At 40.4% G+C, this 24707-nt stretch carries 23 protein-coding genes and 1 riboswitch; of the genes, 13 read left to right on the plus strand and 10 right to left on the minus strand.

The features are described from left to right. The first annotated feature begins 71 nt into the window (after positions 1-71). The gene (locus tag ACFO3P_RS03025; RefSeq protein WP_042531788.1) at positions 72-2003 is read left to right on the plus strand and encodes a fructose-bisphosphatase class III; all 1932 of its coding nucleotides are present in this window, start codon (positions 72-74) and stop codon (positions 2001-2003) included. A gap of 197 nt (positions 2004-2200) precedes the next feature. Here ACFO3P_RS03025 and ACFO3P_RS03030 read toward each other — a convergent pair whose 3' ends face one another. Both ACFO3P_RS03030 and ACFO3P_RS03035 read right to left on the minus strand, forming a co-directional pair. Next, a complete protein-coding gene (locus tag ACFO3P_RS03030) occupies positions 2201-3433 on the minus strand; it encodes a CynX/NimT family MFS transporter (RefSeq protein WP_042531789.1) in 1233 nt (410 codons plus the stop codon). Positions 3434-3667: 234 nt separating this feature from the next. Continuing rightward, on the minus strand, positions 3668-3856 hold the full coding sequence (locus ACFO3P_RS03035; protein WP_379542154.1) for a zinc ribbon domain-containing protein: 189 nt from the start codon (positions 3854-3856) through the stop codon (positions 3668-3670). A 203-nt stretch (positions 3857-4059) separates the two neighbouring features. On the opposite strand from ACFO3P_RS03035, the gene ACFO3P_RS03040 reads away from it, so the two are divergent. The 4 genes from ACFO3P_RS03040 (at position 4060) to ACFO3P_RS03055 (ending at position 6804) form a co-directional block, all read left to right on the plus strand. Further along, a complete protein-coding gene (locus ACFO3P_RS03040; protein WP_042531794.1) occupies positions 4060-4584 on the plus strand; it encodes a GNAT family N-acetyltransferase in 525 nt (174 codons plus the stop codon). A 67-nt stretch (positions 4585-4651) separates the two neighbouring features. Then, on the plus strand, positions 4652-5299 hold the full coding sequence (locus ACFO3P_RS03045; protein WP_042531796.1) for a uridine kinase family protein: 648 nt from the start codon (positions 4652-4654) through the stop codon (positions 5297-5299). A gap of 34 nt (positions 5300-5333) precedes the next feature. Further along, on the plus strand, positions 5334-5759 hold the full coding sequence (locus tag ACFO3P_RS03050) for a GNAT family N-acetyltransferase (RefSeq protein WP_042531798.1): 426 nt from the start codon (positions 5334-5336) through the stop codon (positions 5757-5759). Between the two features lie 181 nt (positions 5760-5940). After that, a complete protein-coding gene (locus tag ACFO3P_RS03055; protein ID WP_042531800.1) occupies positions 5941-6804 on the plus strand; it encodes a YitT family protein in 864 nt (287 codons plus the stop codon). A gap of 278 nt (positions 6805-7082) precedes the next feature. On the opposite strand, the gene ACFO3P_RS03060 is transcribed toward ACFO3P_RS03055, so the two are convergent. Further along, entirely contained in the window at positions 7083-7385 is a 303-nt protein-coding gene (locus tag ACFO3P_RS03060) for a hypothetical protein (RefSeq protein ID WP_042531806.1), read from the minus strand. Between the two features lie 394 nt (positions 7386-7779). After that, a riboswitch (SAM riboswitch) is annotated at positions 7780-7880 on the plus strand. A gap of 117 nt (positions 7881-7997) precedes the next feature. Between ACFO3P_RS03060 and ACFO3P_RS03065 the strand changes: the two genes are divergently transcribed. From ACFO3P_RS03065 to ACFO3P_RS03085, 5 genes are all read left to right on the plus strand, one after another. Next, positions 7998-9050 (plus strand): homocysteine S-methyltransferase family protein, encoded by a 1053-nt coding sequence (locus tag ACFO3P_RS03065; protein WP_379542145.1) that lies wholly within the window; start codon positions 7998-8000, stop codon positions 9048-9050. Between the two features lie 26 nt (positions 9051-9076). Beyond that, positions 9077-9826: a cyclase family protein gene (locus ACFO3P_RS03070; RefSeq protein ID WP_042531811.1), complete on the plus strand. Its 750-nt coding sequence runs from the start codon at positions 9077-9079 to the stop codon at positions 9824-9826. A gap of 35 nt (positions 9827-9861) precedes the next feature. Then, the gene (locus tag ACFO3P_RS03075; protein ID WP_042531813.1) at positions 9862-10968 is read left to right on the plus strand and encodes a 5-methyltetrahydropteroyltriglutamate--homocysteine S-methyltransferase; all 1107 of its coding nucleotides are present in this window, start codon (positions 9862-9864) and stop codon (positions 10966-10968) included. Between the two features lie 188 nt (positions 10969-11156). Further along, positions 11157-11747 (plus strand): histidine phosphatase family protein, encoded by a 591-nt coding sequence (locus ACFO3P_RS03080; protein ID WP_244882362.1) that lies wholly within the window; start codon positions 11157-11159, stop codon positions 11745-11747. Positions 11748-11809: 62 nt separating this feature from the next. Beyond that, on the plus strand, positions 11810-12133 hold the full coding sequence (locus tag ACFO3P_RS03085) for a hypothetical protein (protein WP_042531817.1): 324 nt from the start codon (positions 11810-11812) through the stop codon (positions 12131-12133). Between the two features lie 73 nt (positions 12134-12206). Here ACFO3P_RS03085 and ACFO3P_RS03090 read toward each other — a convergent pair whose 3' ends face one another. Then, complete coding sequence (locus ACFO3P_RS03090; protein ID WP_042531819.1) at positions 12207-12980, minus strand: acetoin reductase; 774 nt, start codon at positions 12978-12980, stop codon at positions 12207-12209. A gap of 272 nt (positions 12981-13252) precedes the next feature. Between ACFO3P_RS03090 and ACFO3P_RS03095 the strand changes: the two genes are divergently transcribed. Beyond that, positions 13253-14038, plus strand: a complete 786-nt coding sequence (locus ACFO3P_RS03095) for an SDR family NAD(P)-dependent oxidoreductase (RefSeq protein ID WP_042531821.1) — start codon at positions 13253-13255, stop codon at positions 14036-14038. A 356-nt stretch (positions 14039-14394) separates the two neighbouring features. Here ACFO3P_RS03095 and ACFO3P_RS03100 read toward each other — a convergent pair whose 3' ends face one another. The 3 genes from ACFO3P_RS03100 to ACFO3P_RS03110 all read right to left on the minus strand — a co-directional run bounded on the left by ACFO3P_RS03100 (position 14395) and on the right by ACFO3P_RS03110 (position 16800). Beyond that, complete coding sequence (locus tag ACFO3P_RS03100) at positions 14395-15408, minus strand: Rpn family recombination-promoting nuclease/putative transposase (RefSeq protein ID WP_042531822.1); 1014 nt, start codon at positions 15406-15408, stop codon at positions 14395-14397. A 217-nt stretch (positions 15409-15625) separates the two neighbouring features. Beyond that, the gene (locus ACFO3P_RS03105) at positions 15626-15916 is read right to left on the minus strand and encodes a hypothetical protein (protein WP_379542146.1); all 291 of its coding nucleotides are present in this window, start codon (positions 15914-15916) and stop codon (positions 15626-15628) included. Positions 15917-16245: 329 nt separating this feature from the next. Next, positions 16246-16800 carry a TetR/AcrR family transcriptional regulator gene (locus tag ACFO3P_RS03110; protein WP_042531824.1) on the minus strand — a complete coding sequence of 185 codons (555 nt, stop codon included), beginning with the start codon at positions 16798-16800 and terminating at the stop codon, positions 16246-16248. 169 nt (positions 16801-16969) lie between these two features. On the opposite strand from ACFO3P_RS03110, the gene ACFO3P_RS03115 reads away from it, so the two are divergent. Together ACFO3P_RS03115 and ACFO3P_RS03120 are read left to right on the plus strand one after the other, a co-directional pair. Next, the gene (locus tag ACFO3P_RS03115) at positions 16970-19045 is read left to right on the plus strand and encodes an efflux RND transporter permease subunit (protein WP_175297030.1); all 2076 of its coding nucleotides are present in this window, start codon (positions 16970-16972) and stop codon (positions 19043-19045) included. Further along, a complete protein-coding gene (locus tag ACFO3P_RS03120) occupies positions 19029-20843 on the plus strand; it encodes a methyl-accepting chemotaxis protein (RefSeq protein WP_193062887.1) in 1815 nt (604 codons plus the stop codon). Before ACFO3P_RS03115 ends, ACFO3P_RS03120 begins: the two co-directional genes overlap by 17 nt. 44 nt (positions 20844-20887) lie before the next feature. Here ACFO3P_RS03120 and ACFO3P_RS03125 read toward each other — a convergent pair whose 3' ends face one another. The 3 genes from ACFO3P_RS03125 to ACFO3P_RS03135 form a co-directional block, all read right to left on the minus strand. Then, positions 20888-21934 carry an ABC transporter permease gene (locus ACFO3P_RS03125; RefSeq protein ID WP_193065181.1) on the minus strand — a complete coding sequence of 349 codons (1047 nt, stop codon included), beginning with the start codon at positions 21932-21934 and terminating at the stop codon, positions 20888-20890. Between the two features lie 90 nt (positions 21935-22024). Then, positions 22025-23524 (minus strand): sugar ABC transporter ATP-binding protein, encoded by a 1500-nt coding sequence (locus ACFO3P_RS03130; RefSeq protein WP_193065182.1) that lies wholly within the window; start codon positions 23522-23524, stop codon positions 22025-22027. Positions 23525-23580: 56 nt separating this feature from the next. Further along, positions 23581-24579, minus strand: coding sequence for an ABC transporter substrate-binding protein (locus tag ACFO3P_RS03135; RefSeq protein ID WP_193065183.1), 999 nt, complete (start codon positions 24577-24579; stop codon positions 23581-23583). Positions 24580-24707 lie beyond the last annotated feature (128 nt).

A 24707-nucleotide genomic window follows, 5' to 3' on the forward strand; every position in this document is an offset into this window, starting at 1 on the left:
CTGCAATACTTACATAAAAGTGTTATACTATTTAAAAATAATGTGGCACAATTTGAAGGGAGATTCTGAGGGTGGATACAAAATACCTTGATTTATTAGCGGAGAAATTTGATAGGGAAGAAAAGGTAGTTACCGAGCTTATCAATTTAGAATCGATTATGGATCTGCCGAAGGGAACAGAGCATTTTGTAAGTGATTTACACGGGGAGTACCAAGCCTTCCAGCATGTTTTACGGAATGGCTCCGGAAAGGTAAGAGAGAAGATAAATGATATTTTCAAAGATACCTTATCAGAGGAAGACATTAATGATTTTGCAGCGCTTGTCTATTATCCAGAAGATAAGCTGAAGCTCATTAGGCATCAATTCAATTCAAAGCAGGCATTGGAAGAATGGTATGCAGAAAAAATCCAGCATATGATTCACCTGATTGCCTATGCGTCCTCTAAATATACGCGTTCCAAGCTGCGTAAGGCGCTGCCGGAACAGTTTGTTTTTATTGTGGAAGAGCTATTATATAAAACAGATGAATATACAAATAAGAGACCTTATTATGAAAAAATTATTGAAAAAATCATCTCGCTTGGCCAGGCCGAAAAGCTGATTATCGGCTTATCGTATACAACGCAGCGTCTGGTTGTTGATCACCTGCATGTGGTTGGAGACATCTATGATCGTGGGCCGGAGCCGGATAAAATTATGGATACACTGATTGACCATCATTCGGTAGATATACAATGGGGCAATCATGATGTTCTGTGGATCGGTGCGTATGCTGGCTCCAAAGTATGTTTGGCGAATATTATCCGGATTTGTGCCCGCTACGATAATCTCGATATCATAGAAGATGCTTATGGCATTAACCTGCGGCCGTTACTTACGTTAGCAGAAAGATATTACGATGATAATCCGGCATTTCGTCCGAAAAAAAATCCAGATCAGAACAACTCGGATCAGGAAAGACTGCAGATTACCAAGATTCATCAGGCGATTGCTATGATTCAATTTAAATTGGAAAGTCCGATTATTAAACGCCGGCCTTTTTTCAATATGGAAGAAAGACTTGTATTGGAGAAAACCGATTACGAGAAGCAGGAAATCACCGTTTATGGAAAAACGTATTCGCTGGAAAATACATGTTTTGCTACCGTGGATCCTGCTGATCCTGCCAAGCTATTGCCGGAAGAGGAAGAAATCATTGACAAACTGCTGCTCTCTGTACAACAATCAGAGAAGCTGAAAAGACATATGAATTTCTTAATGAAAAAAGGAAACCTATATCTTAAATATAATGGCAATCTGTTGATTCATGGCTGTATGCCTGTCGATGAAAATGGGGATATGGAACCGATGGTGATTGAAGGAAAAGCATATAAAGGGAGAGAGCTGCTGGATAAATTTGAAACCTATTTGCGTCATTCTTTTGCAGATAAAGAAACAACGGATGATTTAGCGACAGATATGGTTTGGTATTTATGGACAGGAGAATATTCCTCTCTCTTTGGAAAACGGGCAATGACGACGTTTGAGCGTTATTTTATTTCCGATAAGGCATCCCATAAAGAAGAAAAAAATCCTTATTATTATTTGCGTGAAAATGTAGAAATGTGCCAGAAAGTACTGGAAGAATTTGATTTGGATCCGGAACAAGGGCATATTATTAATGGACATACACCGGTAAAGGAAATTGATGGGGAGAACCCAATCAAAGCAGACGGGAAAATGATTGTCATCGACGGCGGATTTTCCAAAGCCTATCAATCTACCACGGGGATTGCCGGCTATACTTTATTGTATAATTCATTTGGAATGCAGCTCGTCGCCCACCAGCATTTTAATTCAAAAGAGGATGTTGTTTTAAATGGAGCGGATGTTTTATCTGTCCGACGGGTCGTAGACAAAGAGCTGGAGCGGAAGAAGGTTCGGGAAACGAACATCGGAGCTAAGCTGCAGGATGAAATTGACATGCTGAATCAGCTGATGGATTATCGTTATATTAATTGAGGAATGAGATAAACGGGTTATCTGAATGTCATTATTTAGATAACCCGTTTTTTATAAGGATGCAAGGTTGTCAGAGTATTGACTTTCTTCCCGGCAAATTTCTTTAATGGAAATACTGATAAAAAATTTATGGTGGTAAGAAAAATAGACGCTGCCTCCATAGATAGAGGCAGCGTCTATTTAAATAACTCAATAAATTATTTTGTTGCGGGTTCTTTATTCGATTCAAAGGAAATCTTTTCGTTCTTCCCTGCAATGGTTCCGAGAAAAGCGATAATCAGAGCTGCAGTCATTAAAATAATAAACGGCACCGTCCAGCCTCCCGTTTTGTCAGCAATGGTTCCAAGGAAAAGCGGTCCTGTAGAAGCGACAATATATCCTACAGATTGGGCCATGCCGGACAATTGCGCAGATTCCATAGCAGAATTAGTACGCAGGACAAAGAACATCATGGCTAAGCTGAACGCCGTCCCGGCACCAACACCTGTTAATACAAGAAAGACAATAATTAAATGGGATGAAGTGAAAAGCGTTCCCAACAAACCAAAGAAAAATAATAATCCGGCGCTGCAGCCAAGCAGCCGCTGATTCTGCATCCTTCCGGCAATAATTGGTGCAATAAATGTTGTTGGGATCAGTCCGATTTGATAAATGGCAATTAACCATCCGGCTTCACTTTCCCCAAACCCTTTCGAAATAAAGATATCCGGAAGCCACGTAAATAAACTGTATGGTATCAGTGATTGCAGTCCCATAAAAAAGGTGACGGCCCAGGCAATCTTTGATTTGAAGATAGCTTTCGATGGCTGGCTTTTGACGTCGACAAACACTTTTTTGCCAGATGAGCGTCTGGCAGGCAGCCGCAGTAATAAGACGACGACAGCGGCTGCGGATAGGAGGCTCCATATTTGCATCGCATGTCGCCAATCGAATCCGGATATGGAAGCAATCGGTACGGAAATACCAGAGGCAAGTGCTCCGAATGCATTCATTGAAACAGAATAAATCCCAGTCATCAGCCCCATGCGATAAGGAAAAGTAGACTTAATCAACCCTGGCATCAGGATGTTTCCAACTGCGATTGCCATTCCAGTTAAAATTGTGCCAAAAAGCAACAACTCCATTCCGCCATTTGCCCGAATAAATACACCGATGGACAGGAAAACCATCGCAATCAATAGTGTTATTTCCATTCCAAGTTTGCCAGATATTCTTGGGACAAAGGGAGAGAACAAGCCAAAAGCAAGTAATGGCAGCGTGTTTACCAGTCCAATCATGGCATTGGAAGCTTCCAGTTCTCCGCGGAAAAGTGGAATAAGCGGACCAACAGACGTGATTGGTGAACGCAATGTGGCTGCAATCAATAAAATTGCCAAGAGTAATAAAACGATATAGTATCTTTTTGCAAAAGATTTTTTTGATAAATGCATAATAAATAGGCTTCCTTTATAATGTATTTAAAAACATACAGAGAATCATTCTATCAAAAGAGATTAGTAAATGTAAAGAGATGCTTTTCGTCTGTACAGTATATTTATATAGAACAGCAGATAAAGCGTTTATGCGTAAAAAGAAACATGGCTCAAGGAACCATGCTTCTTTTCTGCTGCAAAAAACTTAGAAAGAAATCAAATTTAATTATCTTATCTTGTTTTCCGAGTAAATTATCCTCCAAAAAATAAATCAAATACATTGCTCGCTGTAGAACTTTCTGTATTGTAAAATTCGGAGTAACCGCAATCCTGACAATAGACAACCGTAAATCGATTATGCTGCACATCAAACACCTTGGATAAACCTGAACCGGTCATGGATACATCCTTTTTATCTGCATTTCGGCTTCCGCATTTCATACAGCCTTCACCTGTTCTCAATTTCATCACCTCTTCAATAAATTTATACGTATAAAGCTATTCCTTGGTTTCACCTCCTTTAAACGTACTTTATTACCGGAAAAATAAAAATATTTGCTATAATTAGAGTCTGACTTAGAATGTTTCTAACTATTGTACGGCAAGCGAAAAGTAATGAGTAAAGCGATTAAGGGAGGGGCAGGATGGTTTTGATTAGAAAAGCAGATGTTACGGATGCAGGCGCAATTGGTAAAGTAAGTGTAGAAAGCTGGCAGACAACTTATCGGGGAATTATGGCAGATAGGGTTTTAAAACGATTATCAGTGGAAGATAGGGTAGAAAATTGGAAAGATACCATTCAAGCTGATGAAAGCACTACATTTGTAGCTGTAGATACGGAGGAACAGATTGGCGGATTCTTGAATATAGCGGTAAAGGAATCAGCTGATTCAGCCCGTATCGGTGAAATTACAGCCGTTTACTTGCTGGAAAACTGGCAAGGGCAAGGAATAGGGAAAATGCTATTATTAACTGGCTTTACATGTTTTGTAGAGCAGTCTATCTATACTGTCCGAGTTGAAGTTCTGTCGGAAAATGACAGCCGTTTGTTCTATGAACAGTTCGGTGCAGAAATGATTGAAAAAAAGAATATTCAAATTGCTGATGACGTGCTTGATTTACTTGTATATGAATGGAAGGATATCAGTAGTATTGTGAAAATGAATTAGCCGTTGTGTTTGGCTGTGAGATGTATGAAATGACTAAAAATAAAGGTAGGGATGGAGAGGGAAAACGATGAATAATATCATACAAGATTTGACGGAATGGATAAACAGGCAGGAAAAACATATCATTATCGGTATTACAGGGCACGGAGGAGCCGGGAAGACGACATTTGCAGACCAATTGAAGCAAGTTTTCTGCCAGGATGCAAATTTGATATGTACAGATCCGTATATCGTCCATTCAGCGCTTCGAAGAGACACTCAAATTACGTATACTTTTCAAAATGAAGTCCGTACGGCTAAGATGACGGCCTGCCATCCTTTGGCTCATTATACAGAAGCGTTGGAACGTGATATACAAATGACGCTTGCAGGTATGGAATGGAGCACAATCGATAGAGATTATCTACCGAGTAAATTAATCGATCCAAATAAAAAACTTACTATTTTTGAAGGGATGAGTGTGGCATTTATAAACCCTGATTATTTAGATTTGCAAATTTACCTTTATACGGATGGACAGACCGAATTAACCCGTCGTTCCAGTCGGGATACTACGGAACGAAATCGAAATCTGGAGAATATACAAAAATCACATCAGGAAAGAAGAATACAATACAGCCATTTTATGCATCCATTGAAAGAGAAGGCAGATATTATTCTTTTTACGGATAAACAAGGGATGCATATAGAGAAACAGCAATTATCAATCGAATAATCAAAGCTTATTTTATTGGGAAGGGGCTTTATTTATGGAAATAAAGGAATTAACAACAGAACAAGCATGGCGGGAGGCGTATAAGGTAATGCGTCAATTGCGAGTGCATCTTGATGAATCCGGCTATCTGGAACTTGTAAAAGAAGCAGTGGAGGTAGATCGTTACCATTTAGCCGCTTTGTACGAAGGAATGAAAATGGTTGCTGTTGTCGGGTTTAAACCAATGACCACACTGTATTATGGCAGATTTGTATGGGTATGTGATTTAGTAACAGATGAACATAGTCGTTCGAAGGGGTATGGAGAACAGCTCTTGAAATTTGTCCATCAATGGGCAGAGCAACATAATTTTTCATCTGTTGCTTTATCGTCAGGCTTGCAGCGTCAGGATGCACATCGGTTTTATCAAAAAAGAATGGGGTATTCGAAGGTGAGTTATGTTTTTAAAAAAGAGCTTTAATGATAGAGCATGTCCTTATCACGTTATACATTTTTCACCTGCAAAAATAGTTGAGTTTGAAATCGAGAAGCGTATAATAAATAATATTAAAAAAAGTACAGGTTATTCCATGTGAAATGTGGGAACCTAAACACATTGGAATTTAGGGTAACAAAATGTATGACGAAGAAAGGAACATTGGATGAAGAAAGCACAATCGAAAAAAACAAGAAAGGCAATGCTTTTTTCAAGAGGATTGATTATTATCATCGGCGGGTTCATTACTGCGTATGGACTAGAAGCTGTATTGATACCTAATAATGTTTCTGATGGCGGTGTAACCGGGTTAAGTATTGTCGGTTCGCAGTGGACCGGATTGCCATTAGGAATCCTGATTGCTATTTTAAACATTCCCTTTATTTACTTAGGATATAAACAAATCGGCAAGAGTTTTGCAATCTTCTCTATCCTCGGTATTGCTTCTTTGGCTATAAGCACCAGCCTGATGCATCATATTCCAACTATTATTGAAATCGAAGGAGATACCCTGCTTGTCACTGTTGTCGGCGGGATCATTATTGGATTTGGCATGGGACTGGCACTACGTAATGGAGGAGCGTTGGATGGGATTGATATGCTTGCTGTATTATTATCCCGAAAGCTGCCTTTTGGAACGAGTGACTTAATATTATTTCTGAATTTATTTGTATTTATCGTAGTGTCCACGGTGTTTGGATTAAGAGGGGCCCTGATGTCCGGTATTGCTTATTACATAGCTTCCAAGGTCATTCATATTATTGAAGAAGGATTAAGCAGTACAAAAGCAGTTTATATCATTACCGAGCATGCAGATGAGATGATGAAAGAAATTGGCGACCGGCTGGGACGTGCCTGTACATTACAGCATGTAGAAGGCGGCTACTCCAAAAAGGAATTTAAACAAATTAAATGTGTGATTACACGACTGGAAGAAAGTAAAATGAAAGAAACGATTCAAGATATCGATGCCACTTCATTTGTAACTGTCTATGATGTGTCAGAAGTACGCGGCGGTAATTTTAAATAAAGCATCGACTTCTCTTAAATCAAAAAAGGCAGCCAATGAATCCATTTCATTGGCTGCCTTTTGATTAGTATAGGGTGAAAAAGCTTATTGTACGAAGGGGTACACGATAGCTTATGATTTTGCTCTGAATATATCCGCAACTGCATGAAATACCTCAACACCTTGATAAGTGAAAACGGACAATGCAGTCAGTGAAAAGAACCCAATAACAATTAATCTGAAAATCATCATAGTTTTTGCCTCCTCTTTTAATTTTTAATTTTTTTATTAAAAGAGGCTTAAACCACGAAATTGGATTGATAGAAAACAGGTGTCAGCAGCTGTTTCGTACGGTTGACCCGCACAATCGTAGTGAATAAACAGAGACTGCCTAATAAGAATAAGGTAATGACTAAACCTGGACTTGCTATAAATGATTTATCTTGCTGGTCATTTCCGCCAACGCCTAAATCAGGTGACGATTGGGAATCAATCAGTATTTCATGATCGGTGAGAACGTAGCTGTGATGTACACCTGGGAATAATTGTGTCATTGGCAAAAGGATAATCATTAAAGCAATCATCAAATATCTATTCAACATCTACGCCCCCTTCCGTATGATAAATATATTTTTTGATTCGATTTCTTAAAGCGAAAGAATTAATTATACCAATAATGAAGAATAAATTCAATATAATGTCTACATGTTTTAGAATTAATTTGTATTATATGCTTATTTTTCGGGTGTGTCTATACTTTTTGAACATTTTATGAATTTTTCTCCATGAAATTAACATTCCTTTTTTTTACGGAATTTAAACATCTGCTTAGAGATATAAAGCCGTGCGTGTTTGGAACTTCTCTCTATGATATGAGATATTTACAAGATTCATTCAAACCGATTCAAAAACCGCTGAAATATTTTTAAAATTTCTTATTGACATGGAATTCAAATAGATATATAGTTATCTACAACAAATAAATAGCAATACATTTTCTTATCCAGAGAGGTGGAGGGACTGGCCCTTCGAAGCCTCGGCAACAGACTTATAAAAGAACTGTGCCAATTCCAGTAGCGTTAGCTAGCAGATAAGAAGAGACATTGATATCGTACTCAAAACCTCTTCTTTCTGAAAGAAGAGGTTTTTTCGTGTCTATATCGACTTATCCGCAGCGAACCAAATAATTAAAAGCTTACAGGAGGAATGGAACGATGGCGAAAAGAAGTTTGGAAGAGCGATTAAAGCAAGGAACAGTTATTGTAGGGGAAGGATATTTATTTGAATTGGAGCGCAGAGGGTATTTGCAGGCGGGCTCCTTTGTACCCGAAGTAGCGCTGGATAACCCGGAAACGCTAAAGGCAGTTTATCGTGATTACATGAAAGCAGGTTCCGATGTAGTGCTTGCCTTTACATACAACGCACACCGAGAAAAAATGCGCATTATCGGTAAAGAGGACTTATTAGAGCCTCTAAATAGAAATGCTATTAAATTAGCGAAGGAAGTAGCAAAGGAACATCCGACAGAGGAAGCTCTGGTTGCAGGAAATATATCGAACACCAATATTTTTAATCCGGAAGATCAGGAATCCAAGGATAAAGTCAGAGCGATGTTTAATGAAATGGTTTCATGGTGTAAGGATGAGGATGTTGACTATATTAACGGAGAAACTTTTTATTATCATGAAGAAGCATTGATTGCTTTAGAGGAAATTAAAAAATATGATTTACCGGCAGTTATTACCTTGGGATTAATGGGTGAAAACATTTTACGTGATGGTTACACAGTGGAAGAGTCATGTAAGATTTTAGAGGATAACGGCGCCTTGGTTGTTGGGATGAACTGTTTCCGGGGGCCGGACACGATGCAGCCGTATTTAGAAAAGATTCGTGACAAAGTAGACGGGTATGTTGGAGCACTGCCGATTCCATACCGGACAACAGAAGAGAATCCAACCTTCTTTAACTTGCCGGATGGAGGGTGCAGCTGTCATTTACCAACGGAAACAACCTTCCCGACTTCTCTGGATCCGCTATATCATAACCGCTATGAGCTGGCAGAATGGGCGAAACAAGCACATAGCATCGGCGTGAATTATATCGGTTTATGCTGTGGAGCTTCACCGGCAATGCTGCGTGCGGTTGCGGAAGCTGTCGGCATCGAAACAATTAATTCAATTTATTCTCCAGATATGCATAAACACTTTTTATTTGGTGAAGATGAAACATTGCAGGATCATATCACAGATTACAAAACAAAAGCGTAAAACAATATATTGGGAGGCGGCTTATCATGACAGTTACCAAAGAAAATGAAATCTTACACGCGTTAGAAACACTAAAATCAAAAACATGGGTAGATTTAACACATACATTCGGTCCTAATTCGCCGCATTTTGCCGCATTTAAAGATGCCGAGTTTGAAACATTATATACGCATGATGACGGGTTTTTCGCACAGCAGTTCAGTGTTTCCGGACAATATGGCACACATATTGATGCACCTATTCATTTTGTTCGTGATCAGCGCTATTTAGAGGAGCTGGATTTAAAAGAAGTTGTCCTCCCAATCGTTGTGATTGATAAATCAGAAGCAGCCGGAGAAAACCATGATTATATTTTAACGGTGGAGGACATTTTAGCTTTTGAAGAGGTGCATGGAAAGGTTGAAGCGGGTACATTTGTCGCGTTACGGACAGATTGGAGCAAGCGCTGGCCGGATAAAGGTGCATTTGAGAATAAGGATGAGAATGGAGACAGTCATTTACCCGGATGGGGGCTCGATGCTCTGAAGTTCTTATTTGAAGAAAGACAGATTAAAGCAGTGGGTCATGAAACGTTTGACACGGATGCGGCTGTGGATGCCAGAAAAAATGGTTCATTGATCGGCGAGTATTATGTATTAGAGCAGGATACTTTTCAAGTAGAGCTGCTGACGAATCTGGATCAATTGCCGGCAAAAGGAGCTGTGATTTTCAATATTAGTCCCAAGCCTGAAAAAGCAAGCGGTTTTCCAGTTCGATCGTTTGCCATTTTGCCATAATAAATACTATCTACCAAAAAGGGAGAAGGAATAACATGACAAAAACAGCAGTGAAAGCACCATTTCGTGCAGACCATGTCGGAAGTTTATTGCGGCCGGAACGGATTCATCAAGCTAGAAAGAACTTTCAAGAAGGAGCTATTTCCAAAGCGGATCTTCATCAGATTGAAACAGAAGAAATCAAACGTATCGTAGATAAGCAGATTGAAGTCGGCTTAAGCGCTGTTACGGACGGGGAATTCAGACGCCGCTTTTGGCATACGGATTTTCAAGAGCATCTAAACGGTGTGGAAGGATATGTGCCGGATACAGGATTTCAATTTGTTGGAGAAGAAACAGAACGCTATAATGTGCGTGTCACAGGAAAGGTTTCCTTTAATCCGGATCACCCGCATGTTAAGGAGTTTGTGGAATTCAAAGAAATCGTCGGAGACCGTGCGATTGCCAAACAAACGATTCCAAGTCCGAATCAATTATTTGGGAAAGGAATTGTAAATCCCGAGGTTTATCCAAGTATTGCAGAATATGCAGAGGATGTCATCCAAACCTATCGTGATGCAATCAAAGCTTTTTATGATGCGGGATGCCGCTACCTTCAGCTGGATGATGTGTATATTGCGGGGTTAAATGTAGAGAATTTCCCGACAACGGAAGATGGAAAGGACCGTCAGTATTTTATTGACTTGGCACTGTATGTACTAAACAGCGTGTTGGAAGACAAACCAGAAGATTTGATGATTACCACGCATCTTTGTCGTGGAAATTATCGTTCGAAATGGGCATTTGAAGGAAGCTATGCAAAAATAGCCCCTACTTTATTTGCCAAAGAAAAAGTAGATGGTTTCTTCTTGGAATATGATGATGACCGCTCTGGCGGTTTTGAACCGCTGGATTACATTCCAAATGGCGGACCGCGTGTAGTATTGGGTGTATTTACTTCAAAGCATGGGGAATTAGAAGATAAAGCAAATATTAAAGCAAGAATTGAAGAAGCGTCGCAGTATGTTCCAAAAGATCAGCTATGCATCAGCCCGCAATGCGGCTTTGCATCGACCCATCATGGGAATCTGTTAACAGAGGAAGAGCAATGGAACAAGCTGAAATATATCGTGGATACGGCTAAAGAAATATGGGGAGAATAAAAAACACGTTTATAAAGAAAAATGCGTTATCACATTGTATGGAAAATAAATAAACAACCAAACAGGCTGAGGGAGATTGGAACCCTTGAGCCTGTTTTTTCATGCCAACCAAGCACAACTTAATAGATATAAAGATAGAAATAGTGCTAGAATAGGGGTAACTGGAAAAATAGTTCGAAAGTGGGGAAATGACTTTGACAGAGATTTGTATGATACGCCACGGAGAAACAAATTGGAATAAAGAAAAAAGAATTCAAGGCAAGACAGATATCCCTTTAAATGAAACGGGAAAATCGCAAGCGGGAGTTTGCTGCGCGGCTGCAATGCAATTTGAACCGACTGTATTAATTACCAGTCCCTTAGCTCGTGCAAAGGTAACAGCAGAAATTATTAATCAGAAACTGCAGCTGCCGCTTCATGAAATGAGGGCTTTTGTAGAGCGGTCTTATGGAGATGCGGAGGGGATGACGATAGAGGATAGAAATCGTTATTTCCCTGATCGTGAGGCTATCCCGAATGTGGAGACGTTTGAAGGTTTAAAGCAGAGAGGGATAAAAGGATTAGAGGAAGTGTGCGTGAGATATCCGGACGAACGTGTTCTTATCGTTTCCCATGGCGCATTAATCAATAGTCTGTTGTCTGTGATTTCAAAAGGAGAGCTGGGTACGGGGGTTACCTTTCTCCAAAATACATCGATTACAAAATTTACTTGTGAAAAAGGGGAATGGCGTGTGGTTGATTATAATAATACAGACCATCTTACGCCTGTAAATGAGTAATCATTGCGATAAAAAACGTATCAATTTAAAATAGAGAGATGTTCAAAAAAGGGGGGATATGGATGAAAATGAATTTTGTGAAGGTAGAGGTGCTGATTGCAGAGGAATATATCAGCAGTTTGCGGGAGCAGCTTCATGAACATGGGTTTCTGCACTACGGCAATCAGGATAACGTACTTTCTTATACAAAATACAATCACTATTCCCGTCCTTTGGAGTTAGCTTCTTTGGAAATGGCTTTGCCGATAGAAAGCGAATTTTTTCAAACTCTCTATAAGGCGGAGTTTCGTTGTATGATTCACCAGATTGAAAAGGTAAAGAAAATCATCCATGATATCCACCCGAGTGATTATCCTGTTATGTATTTTATTCCTATCCTTGAGTAGTTAAAAGCAGCCATATCTAGATCAGATACGGCTGCTTTTTATATACATTTAATGCTTTCAATGCTGACCTCTATTATCTATACACAATTCCGCCATCTGTGATAATAGCTTGTCCGGTAATATAGTCGGAATCATCTGAAGCTAAGAAGGATACAAGGTTAGCGACATCCTCCGGCTCTTGAGAACGACCTAAGGAGATGCCGTCAACAAATTGCTTATAAGCGTCTCCACGTTCCATATTGTCATAGTATTTCACCATTTCTTCATCGATACGATCCCACATTGCTGTACCTGCAACACCTGGGCAGTATGCATTGACACGAATGTTATATGGTGCCAGCTCTTTTGAAGCGGAATGCGTGAAAGAACGGACCGCGTGTTTAGTTGCAGAGTAAGTACCCAGCATTTCATAGGATTCATGCCCGGCGATACTGCATGCATTAATGACTTTCCCTTTTGTATCCTGTTTAATAAATTGATCCGCAGCAGCCTGTGTACCAAATACTGTACCATTTACGTTTACTGAAAATGTTTTATTCAGCTGATTTTCGTCAATTTCAAGGAATGGAGAAACAACATCAACTCCAGCATTGTTCACAAAAACATCCAGCTGTCCAAAAGCATCTACAGCTTCTTTGACAAGATTAAATTGGTCCTCTCGTTTAGACACATCTCCGACAACGGCAATGGAATCTACACCGGCATCTTTAAATTCTTTTAATGTACTGTCCAGCATCTCTTTATTAATATCATGCAGAACGATTTTGAAACCATCTTCACCAAGACGTTTTGCGATACCTTTTCCTAAACCGCCTGCAGAACCTGTAATAATTGCCACTTTTGACATAGAAAAGACCTCCAAATAAATTTACTTTAAATAATTAGATGTAGTTTTTTGCATCTAGTTATACTATTCCCCTTTTAAGGAGTTTAAAACATGCATAATTAGAAAAAGTTTTTGGGAAATCTTTAGAAAGATGTTTCCTTTTAAGAGGTAATTTTTCAGTGATTATTTATACACCTAAAATGTAACGATAAATTGAAGTTTAAAAGCTGCAAACTTTGAAATAATAAAACAAAAGCGTATGCTTAAGGTAGAAAGAAAAGGAGGAAGTAAGTATGACAACATTAGCAGGTAAAGTTGCAATTGTAACTGGAGGCGCTTCAGGAATTGGCTATGCGATGGTACAGAACTTGCTGGAAGCTGGGGCAAAAGTAGGTGTAGCGGATTTAAATGAAGAAAAGCTGAAAGAGCTGGAACAGCAGCATAAAGGGGAGCTGCTTGGTGTCGTCACCAATGTAACCAAAGAAGAGGATATTAAAAACCTTGTTAACAAGACGGTAGAAGCATTTGGCGGATTGGATATAGCTTTTAATGTAGCTGGTGCATCGAAATCAGGAGCAATTATTGATCAGCCGGAGGAGGATTGGAATTTCACTGTTGACTTGTGTTTAAAAGGTGTCTTCCTATCTTTAAAACATGAAGCAAAATATATGAAAGAGCATGGCGGTGGAGCAATTGTCAATGTTTCATCTTTAAACGCGCATGTTCCAATGCATTACGGAGCAGCTTATTCCTCTGCGAAAGCTGGTGTGGAGATGCTTACAAAAAATGCTGCGCTTGAAATGTCCAAGCACAATATTCGTGTCAATGCCATTCTGCCTGGGCTTGTATCGACGCCGTTAACCTCCGGCTTAACAGACGTTGATGCAATCAATGAAGCTTATTTGGAGCGTATCCCAATGGAAAGAGCCGGGGACCCGAAAGAAATAGCAGGTCCAGCGTTGTTCCTTGTCAGCGAGGAAGCCTCCTACGTGAATGGAGCCAGCTTACTTGTAGATGGTGGCTGGGCAGTGACAGGTTATCCGGATTTAAGCAAATTTATCACGGAGAACCGTCCGTAAAACTCCCGCCTCAAAATAAAGCGTAAAAATAAATTTATTTAGGCGGGAGATAACGGACGCTAACTCCCTGAATCACTCGACTAACACTCAGTGGGGAACTAAGGAAACAGACTAAGTTCGCGACGTCTGCACTAGCACATCCTGGGACTGCGATTACTCGCCCCATCGGAAACATTTGTGCGTCGAAAAACTCCCACTGAGTGAAGTTTCGTTTTATGTAACCAAAGCTGTTATTTTGAAAATGGGTTATCACCCAGCCTTTAAATAACAACCTCAGTTACACTTATACAGAGGTAAGTTTAAACTTACCTCTGTATAAAAATAGAAACAAAAGAGCTGCTCGTTTTACCCTTACATTAATTTTCAAGCGATTTTCGGAGTTCGCTTACGTCCTTAAGCTCGAGACCTGTTAATTCGGATATTTCTTCATCTGAATAGTTCCTGTCTAAAAGCTTTTTGGCAAAATTCCGTTCCGCTTCCTCCATCCCTTTCTCCATGCCTTTCTCCATCCCTTTTTCTAAGCCCTTTTTTGTCGCCTCTTCCTCGATTTCTCTAAACAGTCTTCCAAACGTCGGGGTATCTCTCAATTTTTCCATTCCCATGAATTTTCCTTCCTCCTTTTCGTTTTCTGCGATTGGTAATGATTCATACAGCTTTTCCTGTAATTCCGCTGGGACCTGCAGGATATAATCGATAAAATACAATAGGGCTGACAGATAGGTGTCACGGTGCGAATATTTTTCGAGTGCCATACTGATAAGCTGCTGTTTAAATTGGAACTTTTCTTCGTCGTCTTTCTTTGTTCTGCCGGCGTTTTCACTAACATAGATTCCTGCAAGTACCGCTAAAGCGAATGGATTATCAGATTTTTTCAGCTTCTCCTTATCTTTTCCGTAAAAACGATAGACATTGTATAAATAAGTTAATTCTGTTCCGTAGAAAGAATAACGAAACGTATCTTCATAATGCTGATGACTTGCATCCGTCAAGAGGGCGATGGAATAAATCGGATGCTTATATTTGTCATAGATTCGATAAAAGTACTTAAACATGCGTTCAGCAAAGTCTTGCTCTCCAATAGCCTGCACTTCAATATGGACGAAGACGTATTTTTCTTCCCCGTTCTTCAGCGTCACTTTGGCTAACCTATCTGAATATTTTCTGCCTTTTCTTGAATTAATTACAAATTGAAGAAGTTCTATATTCGGGAAATCTGCTCCTTTTTCAAAATCAATTTCCGGGTATAACTCGGGTGCGAAAAATTCCATAAATTCTTGAAACAGTTCTTCAATCAAATTTTTCCAAAGCCCGTCATAATCCGTATCCTTTGCATCGTAGCTGTCGGTATTTTCTTTTACTGTGGTTATCATTATTTTATCACACCCCCAGGTAATATTAAATTTGCTTTTAATCATAGCGGCTATGAGTGGGGGATGCAAAACGGTAAAATAGGATTTCCTGCGTGAAAATCTGCTGTATAAATGACGTTTTAACTTAGGTTTGTGCCTTTTTCAATGACAATAGGATGTTCATATTGCATTTTTTATGTTTTTTTATACAGAACGAAAAATGATCATTTAAGGCTCTTCACCAAAATCTATGGGTGACATAGTAGATATAAATTTGCTGTAAGCGACCGCTACGGAAATACACTACGCTTTCCATCGGCCCCAAGCTCATCTCCTTTAAAGAAGACTTGCTGATTGGCAAGCCGTCAGGCGCAGACAGAAGCATAGTCGCACTTATGCCCTGCGGGTGAAAAGAAGACTTGCTGATTGGCAAGCCGTCAGGCGCAGACAGAAGCATAGTCGCACTTATGCCCTGCGGGTGAAAAGAAGACTTGCTGATTGGCAAGCCGTCAGGCGCAGACAGAAGCATAATCGCACTTATGCCCTGCGGGTAGAAAAAAAGAAGTTCGCTTTTTTTCTGCGGGGTCTTCCCACTGGGACTGGGACAGCGATTACTCGTCCCATCGAAGAGCTTTTGCGATTACTCGCCCCACCGAAGACCATTGCGCTTTCCCATAGGAGTCTCCGTGTATTTTCTCCGCTAGCTAGTTGCTTTTATCACATTTAATTATATTTTCCAACCATAGATTTTGGTGTTGATCCTTATTTAATCGTTTGTTCTTGGTGTGAAAATGGACAAGTTTCGATGTTATCGTACAATGGAAGAAGCTTAGTGAAAGTGTTTGACTTTCCCTGAATTCAACAAGGCTTACTTATTTCCGTAATAATTCTTGCCATTTCATCCGGTGACTCCTTCATTCCATTTTCCAGCCAGTATTCAATTACCGTAATACTCCCGCTGATAGAATAGATTGTCATATACTTTGCAGCGGTTTCGCTCATTTTATGTTCTGGTCCGTTAAAGTCATTCATAATATGCGTTTGTGCGGCGAACATGACTTTATGTGTGAATCTTTTATTGCCGTGTTCGCTGAACAGAATCCGAAAATGCTCATGACGGCTGTACACATATTTGAGTAAATAATTTAACATCGCCAGCGCTTCTTTTTCCTGCGTGTAGTCATACTGAAGCAGTGCCTGATTTAATTCATCGATAATTTCGTCCTCAATATTGGTCAGTAAATCATATTGATCGGCATAGTGGCTGTAAAATGTGGAACGGTTGATATCAGCCTGCTCACAAATTTCTTTAATTGTAATCGAAGAAATTGGTTTTTCTTTTAAAAGCTCCATCAGCCCATTTTTAAGAGCCATCCTTGTATAACGTTTTCTGCGATCTAGTTTTTGTGCCATGATAAATAAACTCCTTTTATGAACAAAATATGAAATTCTATCTGTTATCCAACAGATAATGATTATTTGTTGCGAAACGTACATATTTTAAACAACTGTTTGTTGTCTAACTGACAGTGTGTAGTTATAATAATAGATTATATGAATGAAATCAGCAAGGTAATGGGGAATGACAGTGGCAAATTTAATTATTCGTTTTAAAAAGACAGTGGTAACACTTTTTATCATACTTATGATCCTTTCTTTAGCGGGGATTCTGTTTGTTGATGTGAATTACAATATGCAGGATTATTTACCGGATGATGCAGAATCTACGCAGGCTTTAGAGGTGATGGAGGAGGAATTTTCAAGCGGTATTGCAAATGCCAGGGTCATGATAGGAGATGTCTCGATTCAGGAAGCGATGGAGTATAAACATGCTCTGGAAGAGATAAATGGGATTACAGAGGTTCTCTGGCTGGATGATGTTGTTGATATTCGGACACCGATTGAAGTAACTGACACGGATACAGTGGAGACATACTATAAGGATGAAAATGCCCTTTTTTCTGTCACGATTGCTAATGAAAAAGAGGTAGAGGCCACCAATGCTATTTATGACTTGATTGGTGAGGGAAATGCCGTTTCCGGGGAGGCTGTCAATACAGCAACAGAACAGGAAATGACAGGGACAGAGAGCATGTACGCGGCGGCCTTGCTTGTTCCAATTATTATCATTATTCTTATCTTGTCTACCAGCTCATGGGTGGAGCCGGTATTTTTCCTGACAGCCATTGGGGTATCTGTATTAATTAACCTGGGGACGAACATATTTATCGGCGAGATTTCTTTTGTTACCCAAGCGGTTGCACCAATATTGCAGCTTGCAGTCTCCTTGGATTATGCTATTTTTCTTCTGCATAGCTTTCAGGATTACAGGAATAAAAATTACAAACCGGAAGAAGCAATGAAATCAGCTATTAAAGAATCATGGCCGGTTATCAGCACAAGTGCTTTTACAACTATTTTTGGCTTTATGGCATTGATGTTTATGCGTTTTGAGATTGGTTCCGATCTGGGGTTGAACTTAGTTAAAGGAATTATTTTAAGCTTTATCAGTGTGATTGTCTTTCTGCCAGCCTTTACACTTGTGTTTTATCGCTGGATTGACCGGACGCAACATCGTGCGTTTGTTCCGACTCGTTTTGAGGGAGTCGGGAAGAAGCTCTTGAAATTAAGACTTCCTGTTCTTATTCTGGTGCTGCTGCTTCTTGTTCCCAGCTTTATGGCGCAGAGCAGCACGACCTTTACCTACGGGATGGGAGAACCGCCGGAGGATACCCGGCTAGGAACTGATGTGAGACAGATTGAAGAAGTTTTTGGAGAATCGACTTCCGTTGTGTTGCTTATTCCTAATAATGATATAGGGAAAGAGGAGGAAATGGTTCAGGTCCTGGACAATGTAAATCATGTTTCCTCGGTTATCAGCTATGCAACCATGGTCGGCAGTGTTATTCCGCAGGACTTTTTAGAGGAAGAGGCGACAGAGCAATTTCTTTCCGATCATTACAGCCGGATTATTATTAATACGGAAGCTGGAACAGAAGGAGACCTTCCTTTTGCAGTGATAGAAGATATACGGGAAATTGCTTCCGCTTATTATGGAGAGGAGGCGCTGACCTTAGGTGAAAGTGCGTCTCTGTATGATATGAAGAATATTGTGTCCCAGGATAATCAGCTTGTAAATATTTTAACCATTCTTGGGGTAGGGATTGTGATTTTGGTTAATTTCCGATCGATTTCTTTCCCGATTATTTTACTACTGGTTATCCAAGCAGCCGTATGGATAAACTTAGCTATTCCTTATTTTACAGGAACACCGCTTGTCTTTATCGGTTATTTAATTGTCAGTACGGTTCAGCTGGCAGCAACGGTGGATTATGCCATATTATTAACGGAGACATATAAAAATTACAGAAGATATATGCCGAAATGGAAGGCAATAAAAATGACATTGGATGATAAGATTTTCTCCATTGCTGTTTCTGCATCGATTCTATCCATCGTCGGATTTGTTTTATGGATGACATCATCTAATCCGGTTGTCGGGTCTATCGGCTTGCTGCTGGGGAGAGGTGCGCTCTTGGCATTTATTCTGGTTATCACCTTACTGCCTGCATTGCTTGTATATGGGGATACATTGCTTCAAAAGACATCATTAGGAATGAAGTTTCGCAAGGAGGAAAAACATGAGGACAACAATTAAATGGATCTGGCTCGCTTTAGCTCTGTTCTTTATTCCGTTTATGAATACAGCTCTTGCAGAGGGGGCTTCTGAGGATTCTGCGTCTGAGGGAGATGCGGAAATTGAGGAAAAGAACGAGGTTATTTATGCGAATTTAGAAGCAGGCGGCGCATTAGAAAATATCTATGTCGTAAATGCGTTTGAATTGAATAAATCAGGTGTTATTGAGGATTTCGGAAACTATGAATCTATCAAGAATTTAACAGATACGAGTGAAATAGAACAGGACGGAGATACAATCCGTATGGACGCGGCTTCAGATACGTTTTATTATCAAGGAGACCTTTCCAAAGAGCTGCCCTGGAAATTCACCATCTCCTATTATTTAGACGGGGAAGAAGTAGATCCGCAAACGGTTATTGGGGAATCCGGACAGGTAGAAATCGAAATAAAGGTAGAAGAGAATGCAGAAACAGAAACTGCTTTCTTTGATAACTATATGCTGCAAATATCACAGGCGCTGAATACCGATTACTTTTATAATATTGAAGCGGAGGATGCAACGATAGCCAATGCCGGGAAAAATAGGCAGGTGGCATTTACGGTGATGCCGGGAGAAGAAGAGACGCTGACGATTCAAGCAGATACCGATCAATTTGAATTAGAAGGAATGGAAATCTCCGGCCTGCCGTCTTCTGTTTCTGTAGACGGTCCGGATACAGATGCGCTCACAGAGGAGTTTCAGAGCTTAACCGATGCCATTGGTGAAATCAACCAGGGAGTAGGTGAGCTTGGTGATGGAATCAGCGGGCTGTCTGGCGGATTAAGTGAATTAGAGAATGGGTCTTCTGAATTTCAGAACGGTTTAAATGAGTTAAATAATTCCAGCGGTGAATTAACAGGTGCATCGGAAGAAATCAATAATGCTTTTCAAACCGTACAGGAAGAAGTTGGCCAAATTACAGGGATAGATGGAATAGAGCAGTTAAGCGGGATGACAGAAGCTGCATCAGATATGGCTGCAGGAATGGAAGCATTGGCTGACGAATTAGATTCGCTGTCAACAGGCTATGGAGATGCGAAAGAAGCATTGCAGACAGCTATGGAGGGCATCCCAGAAGCCACCTTAACAGAAGAGGATTTTCAAGCATTATATGATAGTGAAGCAGTAGATCCGGCGGTTGTTGATGAATTAGTTGGCACCTATGAAGCTGCCCAAGGTGCATTAGCTGTCTACTATGAATCCGTAGAATCATTTGATGCGGTGGAGCCGGCATTATCTGAATTTCAAACTTCTGCCAGTGACATTGCCAGCAATATCCGTACGTTTTCCGATGAATTAGAGCAATCTGTCGGCCAAATTGATATCGATGAAGGACTGGATGAATTTATTACAAGTGTAGATACCATGGCTGAAAATTATAATCAGTTCCATGAAGGTCTGGTTTCTTATACCAATGGCGTAAATGAGCTCAGTACTTCCTATGCTGATATTCATAATGGAATTAGTGAATCGGCATCCGGTTCCAATGAACTTGCGAACGGAGCAGATGAATTACAGGATGGAACCAGTGAATTATATGATGCCACTGAAAGTATCCCTGATGAGATGCAGGAAGAAATTGATGAGATGATTTCACAATATGATAAATCTGATTTTGATCCTGTATCCTTCGTATCGGAAGAAAATGATGAGATCACAAATTCTGTTCAATTTGTGATTCAAACAGACAGTATTCAGCCGGAAGAGGATACCGAAGAGACAGAAGAAGAGGAAGAGAACGAAGGGTTTTGGGATAGGTTATTGAATTTGTTTTAAGAGGATTTCAATATTTTAATGATAAAGAAACCGCATGAAATGACTCATGCGGTTTTTTCCTTCCGCTGCAACAGAACAGCTGCAATGACAATCATCCCTTTAAATGCATCCCGCAGTAATGGAGGAACCCCGAAGAGATTGAGCAGGTTGTTCAGCACAGCAATAATCAACATTCCATAAACCGTTCCGAGGATAAATCCTCTTCCGCCCATCATACTTGTACCTCCGACAACAGCGGCAGCGATAGCGTCCATTTCCATTCCCCGTCCTGAACCGGCAAAATCCATCGAGCCGATTCGAGAAACTTGAATGATTGCAGCAATGGCTACAAGTATTCCGGAAAGCGCATAAACCCGGTACTTAACCTGCTTCACGTTAATTCCGGATAGTCTGGCAGCTCTTTCATTGGAGCCAACCGCAATAATCTGCCGGCCAAAGATGGTGCGCTTGGAAATATAATACATAACAGCAGCAATCAAAATCCAGTAGATGATGGGCATAATCATATAGTTCCCGATTTTGAAATTGGCAATTTGTAAAAATTCTGGCGGTACACGCGGTGCAGCTCCTTGCATGAAATGCTGTGTGACACTGCGGAAGACCATCATCGCTCCTAAGGTGGCTATAAAAGGAGGAACCATTCCCCGTGTAACAGTTACGCCAATTAAGGAACCAAGCAAATATCCAAAAAGAATCACAACAATGATTGTAATGAAAATAGCTGTCCAGCCTGTGATTCCAATCGCATTTAAAAAACCGTTTGCTCCAATATCAAGCAATGTCATTGTCAATGCGCCAGTTGCTACAAGCGTTGCACCAACAGCTAAATCGATTCCGCCTGTCATAATAACAAACGTCATTCCCAGTGCGACAATTGCTACACTGGCATTGTTTCGTAAAATATTGATCCAGTTATTAGTCCAAGACGTAAACCATTCTCCAAATGAAGGATAATCAAAGCCTAATACAATCGTTTGTAAGATAACCATTACGATGAACGCAATAAAAATACTAAACAATGGACTAGTAGACCATCGATTCTTGAACCAAAGGATAAACTGGTGAAAGTAATTGATATTTTTCTCTGTCAAAAGGTACACCCCTTTTCGATCCCGGATAAAAAGAAGCTGCAACCTGCGGGATACCTGTTACTTATCGCCTAAGTGATGGTGGACAGTCCATTAAGACGTTGAAATAAAAGCATCTCCGCCTGTAGCCAGCTCCATTATTGCTTGTTCGTTCATTGCTTCTCCTTTTAATTCTCCTTGCAGCTGTCCGTGGTACATGACATACGTCCGATTGCAAAGCCTTAATATTTCATTTGCTTCACTGGAAAGAATAATAACCCCAATCCCTTCATCAGCTAAACGAAGGATAATATCATAGATATCTTCCTTCGCTCCAACATCTACCCCTTGTGTCGGGTTATCTAAAATCAAAATACGGGGATCTGTGGAAAGCCATTTAGCTAAAACGACCTTCTGCTGATTTCCTCCAGAGAGATTCAGAATACTGTTTGAGGAATCAGTCATCCGTATCTTCAGCTGTTTTTGAAGTGCAGCCAGCTTCTCTTGATGGATGGAATGCTGGATGATTCCCCATTTGGCATGTCTCTTCCAAGAAGCAATGGCGCTATTTTCGAGAATGTTCATATCTTTAATAATGGCGTTTTCCTTTCTGTTTCTTGGAAGGTAGGCAATTCCGTTTTTAACAGCGTCCATCGTGGTATGGATATTAATTTCTTTGCCGTAAAGGAACAGCTTGCCCGATGAAATATCATTTGCGCCAAAAATGGATTGAAACAGCTCACTGCGTCCGTCCCCTAAAAGACCGGTGAATCCGACAACCTCTCCCTGATGAATGGAAAAAGTAATATCGGAAAAAGCAGCATTATACGTAAATTTTTCTGCACGCAGGATTTCTTCACCGCGGTCACGCTGCTGGACCAGTTGATCTGTCCGGACATCATAGCCGACCATAAAGCGGGCAAGCTCCTTTGTGGTTACATCACTGACCTGTCCTTCAGAAACAAGCCTGCCATCCCGGAGTACGGCATATGTGTCACAAGCCTCAATGACTTCTTTTAACTTATGAGAGATAAAAATAATGCCAACCTGTTGATCGCGTAAACGCCGCATCATCGTAAATACACGTTCGATTTCAGAATCGGTAAGCGATGTTGTTGGTTCATCCATGATAATGACAGAAGCATTCATCGAAATCGCGCGACAGATTTCAATAATTTGTTTATAGGAAGAATCTAACTCTTTGACCAGCATGCGGGGGTCAAGGTCTACATGCATGCGTTCAAATATCTCCTTTGTTTCTTGAATCATTTTTTGATGCTGTACGCGCTTGAATCCCTTTTTATAATCTCTTTCTAAAAACATATTTTCATAGATGGGCAGATCATTAATTAAGTTCAGCTCCTGATGGATAAAAGAAATTCCCATATTAATAGATTGCTCCGGACCGGTCAGATTTACCTCGGCCCCGTTTATATAAAGCTTGCCTTTATCAGGCTGATGAATACCGCCTAAGATGTTCATCAGGGTTGATTTCCCCGCTCCATTTTCTCCAAGCAATGCACAAATTTCTCCTGCTTTAATAGAAAGGGAAACGTCTTTTAGAACATGATTTTTGCCAAAGGACTTTTGGATATTTCTTAACTCCACAAGCATGTCATCACCTCTGAGAAATGGATGGAAAGGGAGCAGACTTTCCTGCTCCCCTCTGCTTAATATGGTGAATTTTCATCTAAGAATTCTTCGTAGTTATCCCGGTCAACGACAGTAGTTGGAATGATGGTTTCTTCCTCCACGTCTTCTCCGTTGAGCACGTCTATCGCAATGTCAACAGCATCTTTTACCATAACAGGGCTGTATAATGCGGATTGAATCCAGATATCTTCGTTTTCTGGCATCATTTCAAAATATTCCTGCATGCCACCGCCGCCTGTGACGACTTGAATGTCTGTTCTTCCAGCTTCTTGAATAGCTTGTAAGACACCGACAGAGGTTTCATCATCAATCGAATAAACGGCATCAATATCCTCAACAGAAGTCAGAATATCAGCGAAGTCAGCTAAACCATCCTCTCTGGTGAATTCTGTTGCATACGTCATCAGATTCATATCTGGAGCAATTTCTGCCATGGTTTCCTCGAAGCCTTTGGTCCGTAATTCGGATACAGAACCAGACGAAGGTACTTCCAGTACAACGACATTTCCTTCCTCGCCAATTTTATCTACAATGTAATTCGCTCCCTGGACGCCCATATCTTCATTATCGCCTGCAACACGGTAAACTCCTTCTACATCAATCGCGATGTCAAAGTTAACCACGGTTATACCACTGTCAATGGCATTTTGAATCGGGACTTCCATGCCCTCCCATTGAGGAAAAGCAACAATGGCGTCAGCTCCCCATGTCATTAAATCATCTAATTGGGAAGTCATTTGTTCCGCGTTACTGCTGGTTTGAATTTGATAATCTACTTGATCTCCTAATTCTTTTACGCGTTCTTCAGCGTGGTAAGCAACTGCCGCAACCCAGCCATGCGTCACTTCTGGCGCAAGTATGCCAATTTTATATTGTTCTTCAGTGTCCTCGCTGCCATTTCCGCTGTCCGCATTATTCTCCTCTGAAGCCTTACCAGAATCATTTCCACCGCCGCAAGCAGCCAACAAAAGCATGAGGACAGCAATCATTAAAAAGCCAAAACTTTTTTTCTTCATCGTATTGTAAACCTCCCCGATTTTTAGTGAATCTTATAAAATAGACTGGCTCTGCACAGAATAACCGTTTGCAATTAGCATACGAGGTAATGATGGAAATAAATAAAATAGATGGGGAAAACGCCTCC

Source organism: Oceanobacillus aidingensis (assembly GCF_042654105.1).
GTDB lineage: Bacteria > Bacillota > Bacilli > Bacillales > Amphibacillaceae > Oceanobacillus > Oceanobacillus oncorhynchi.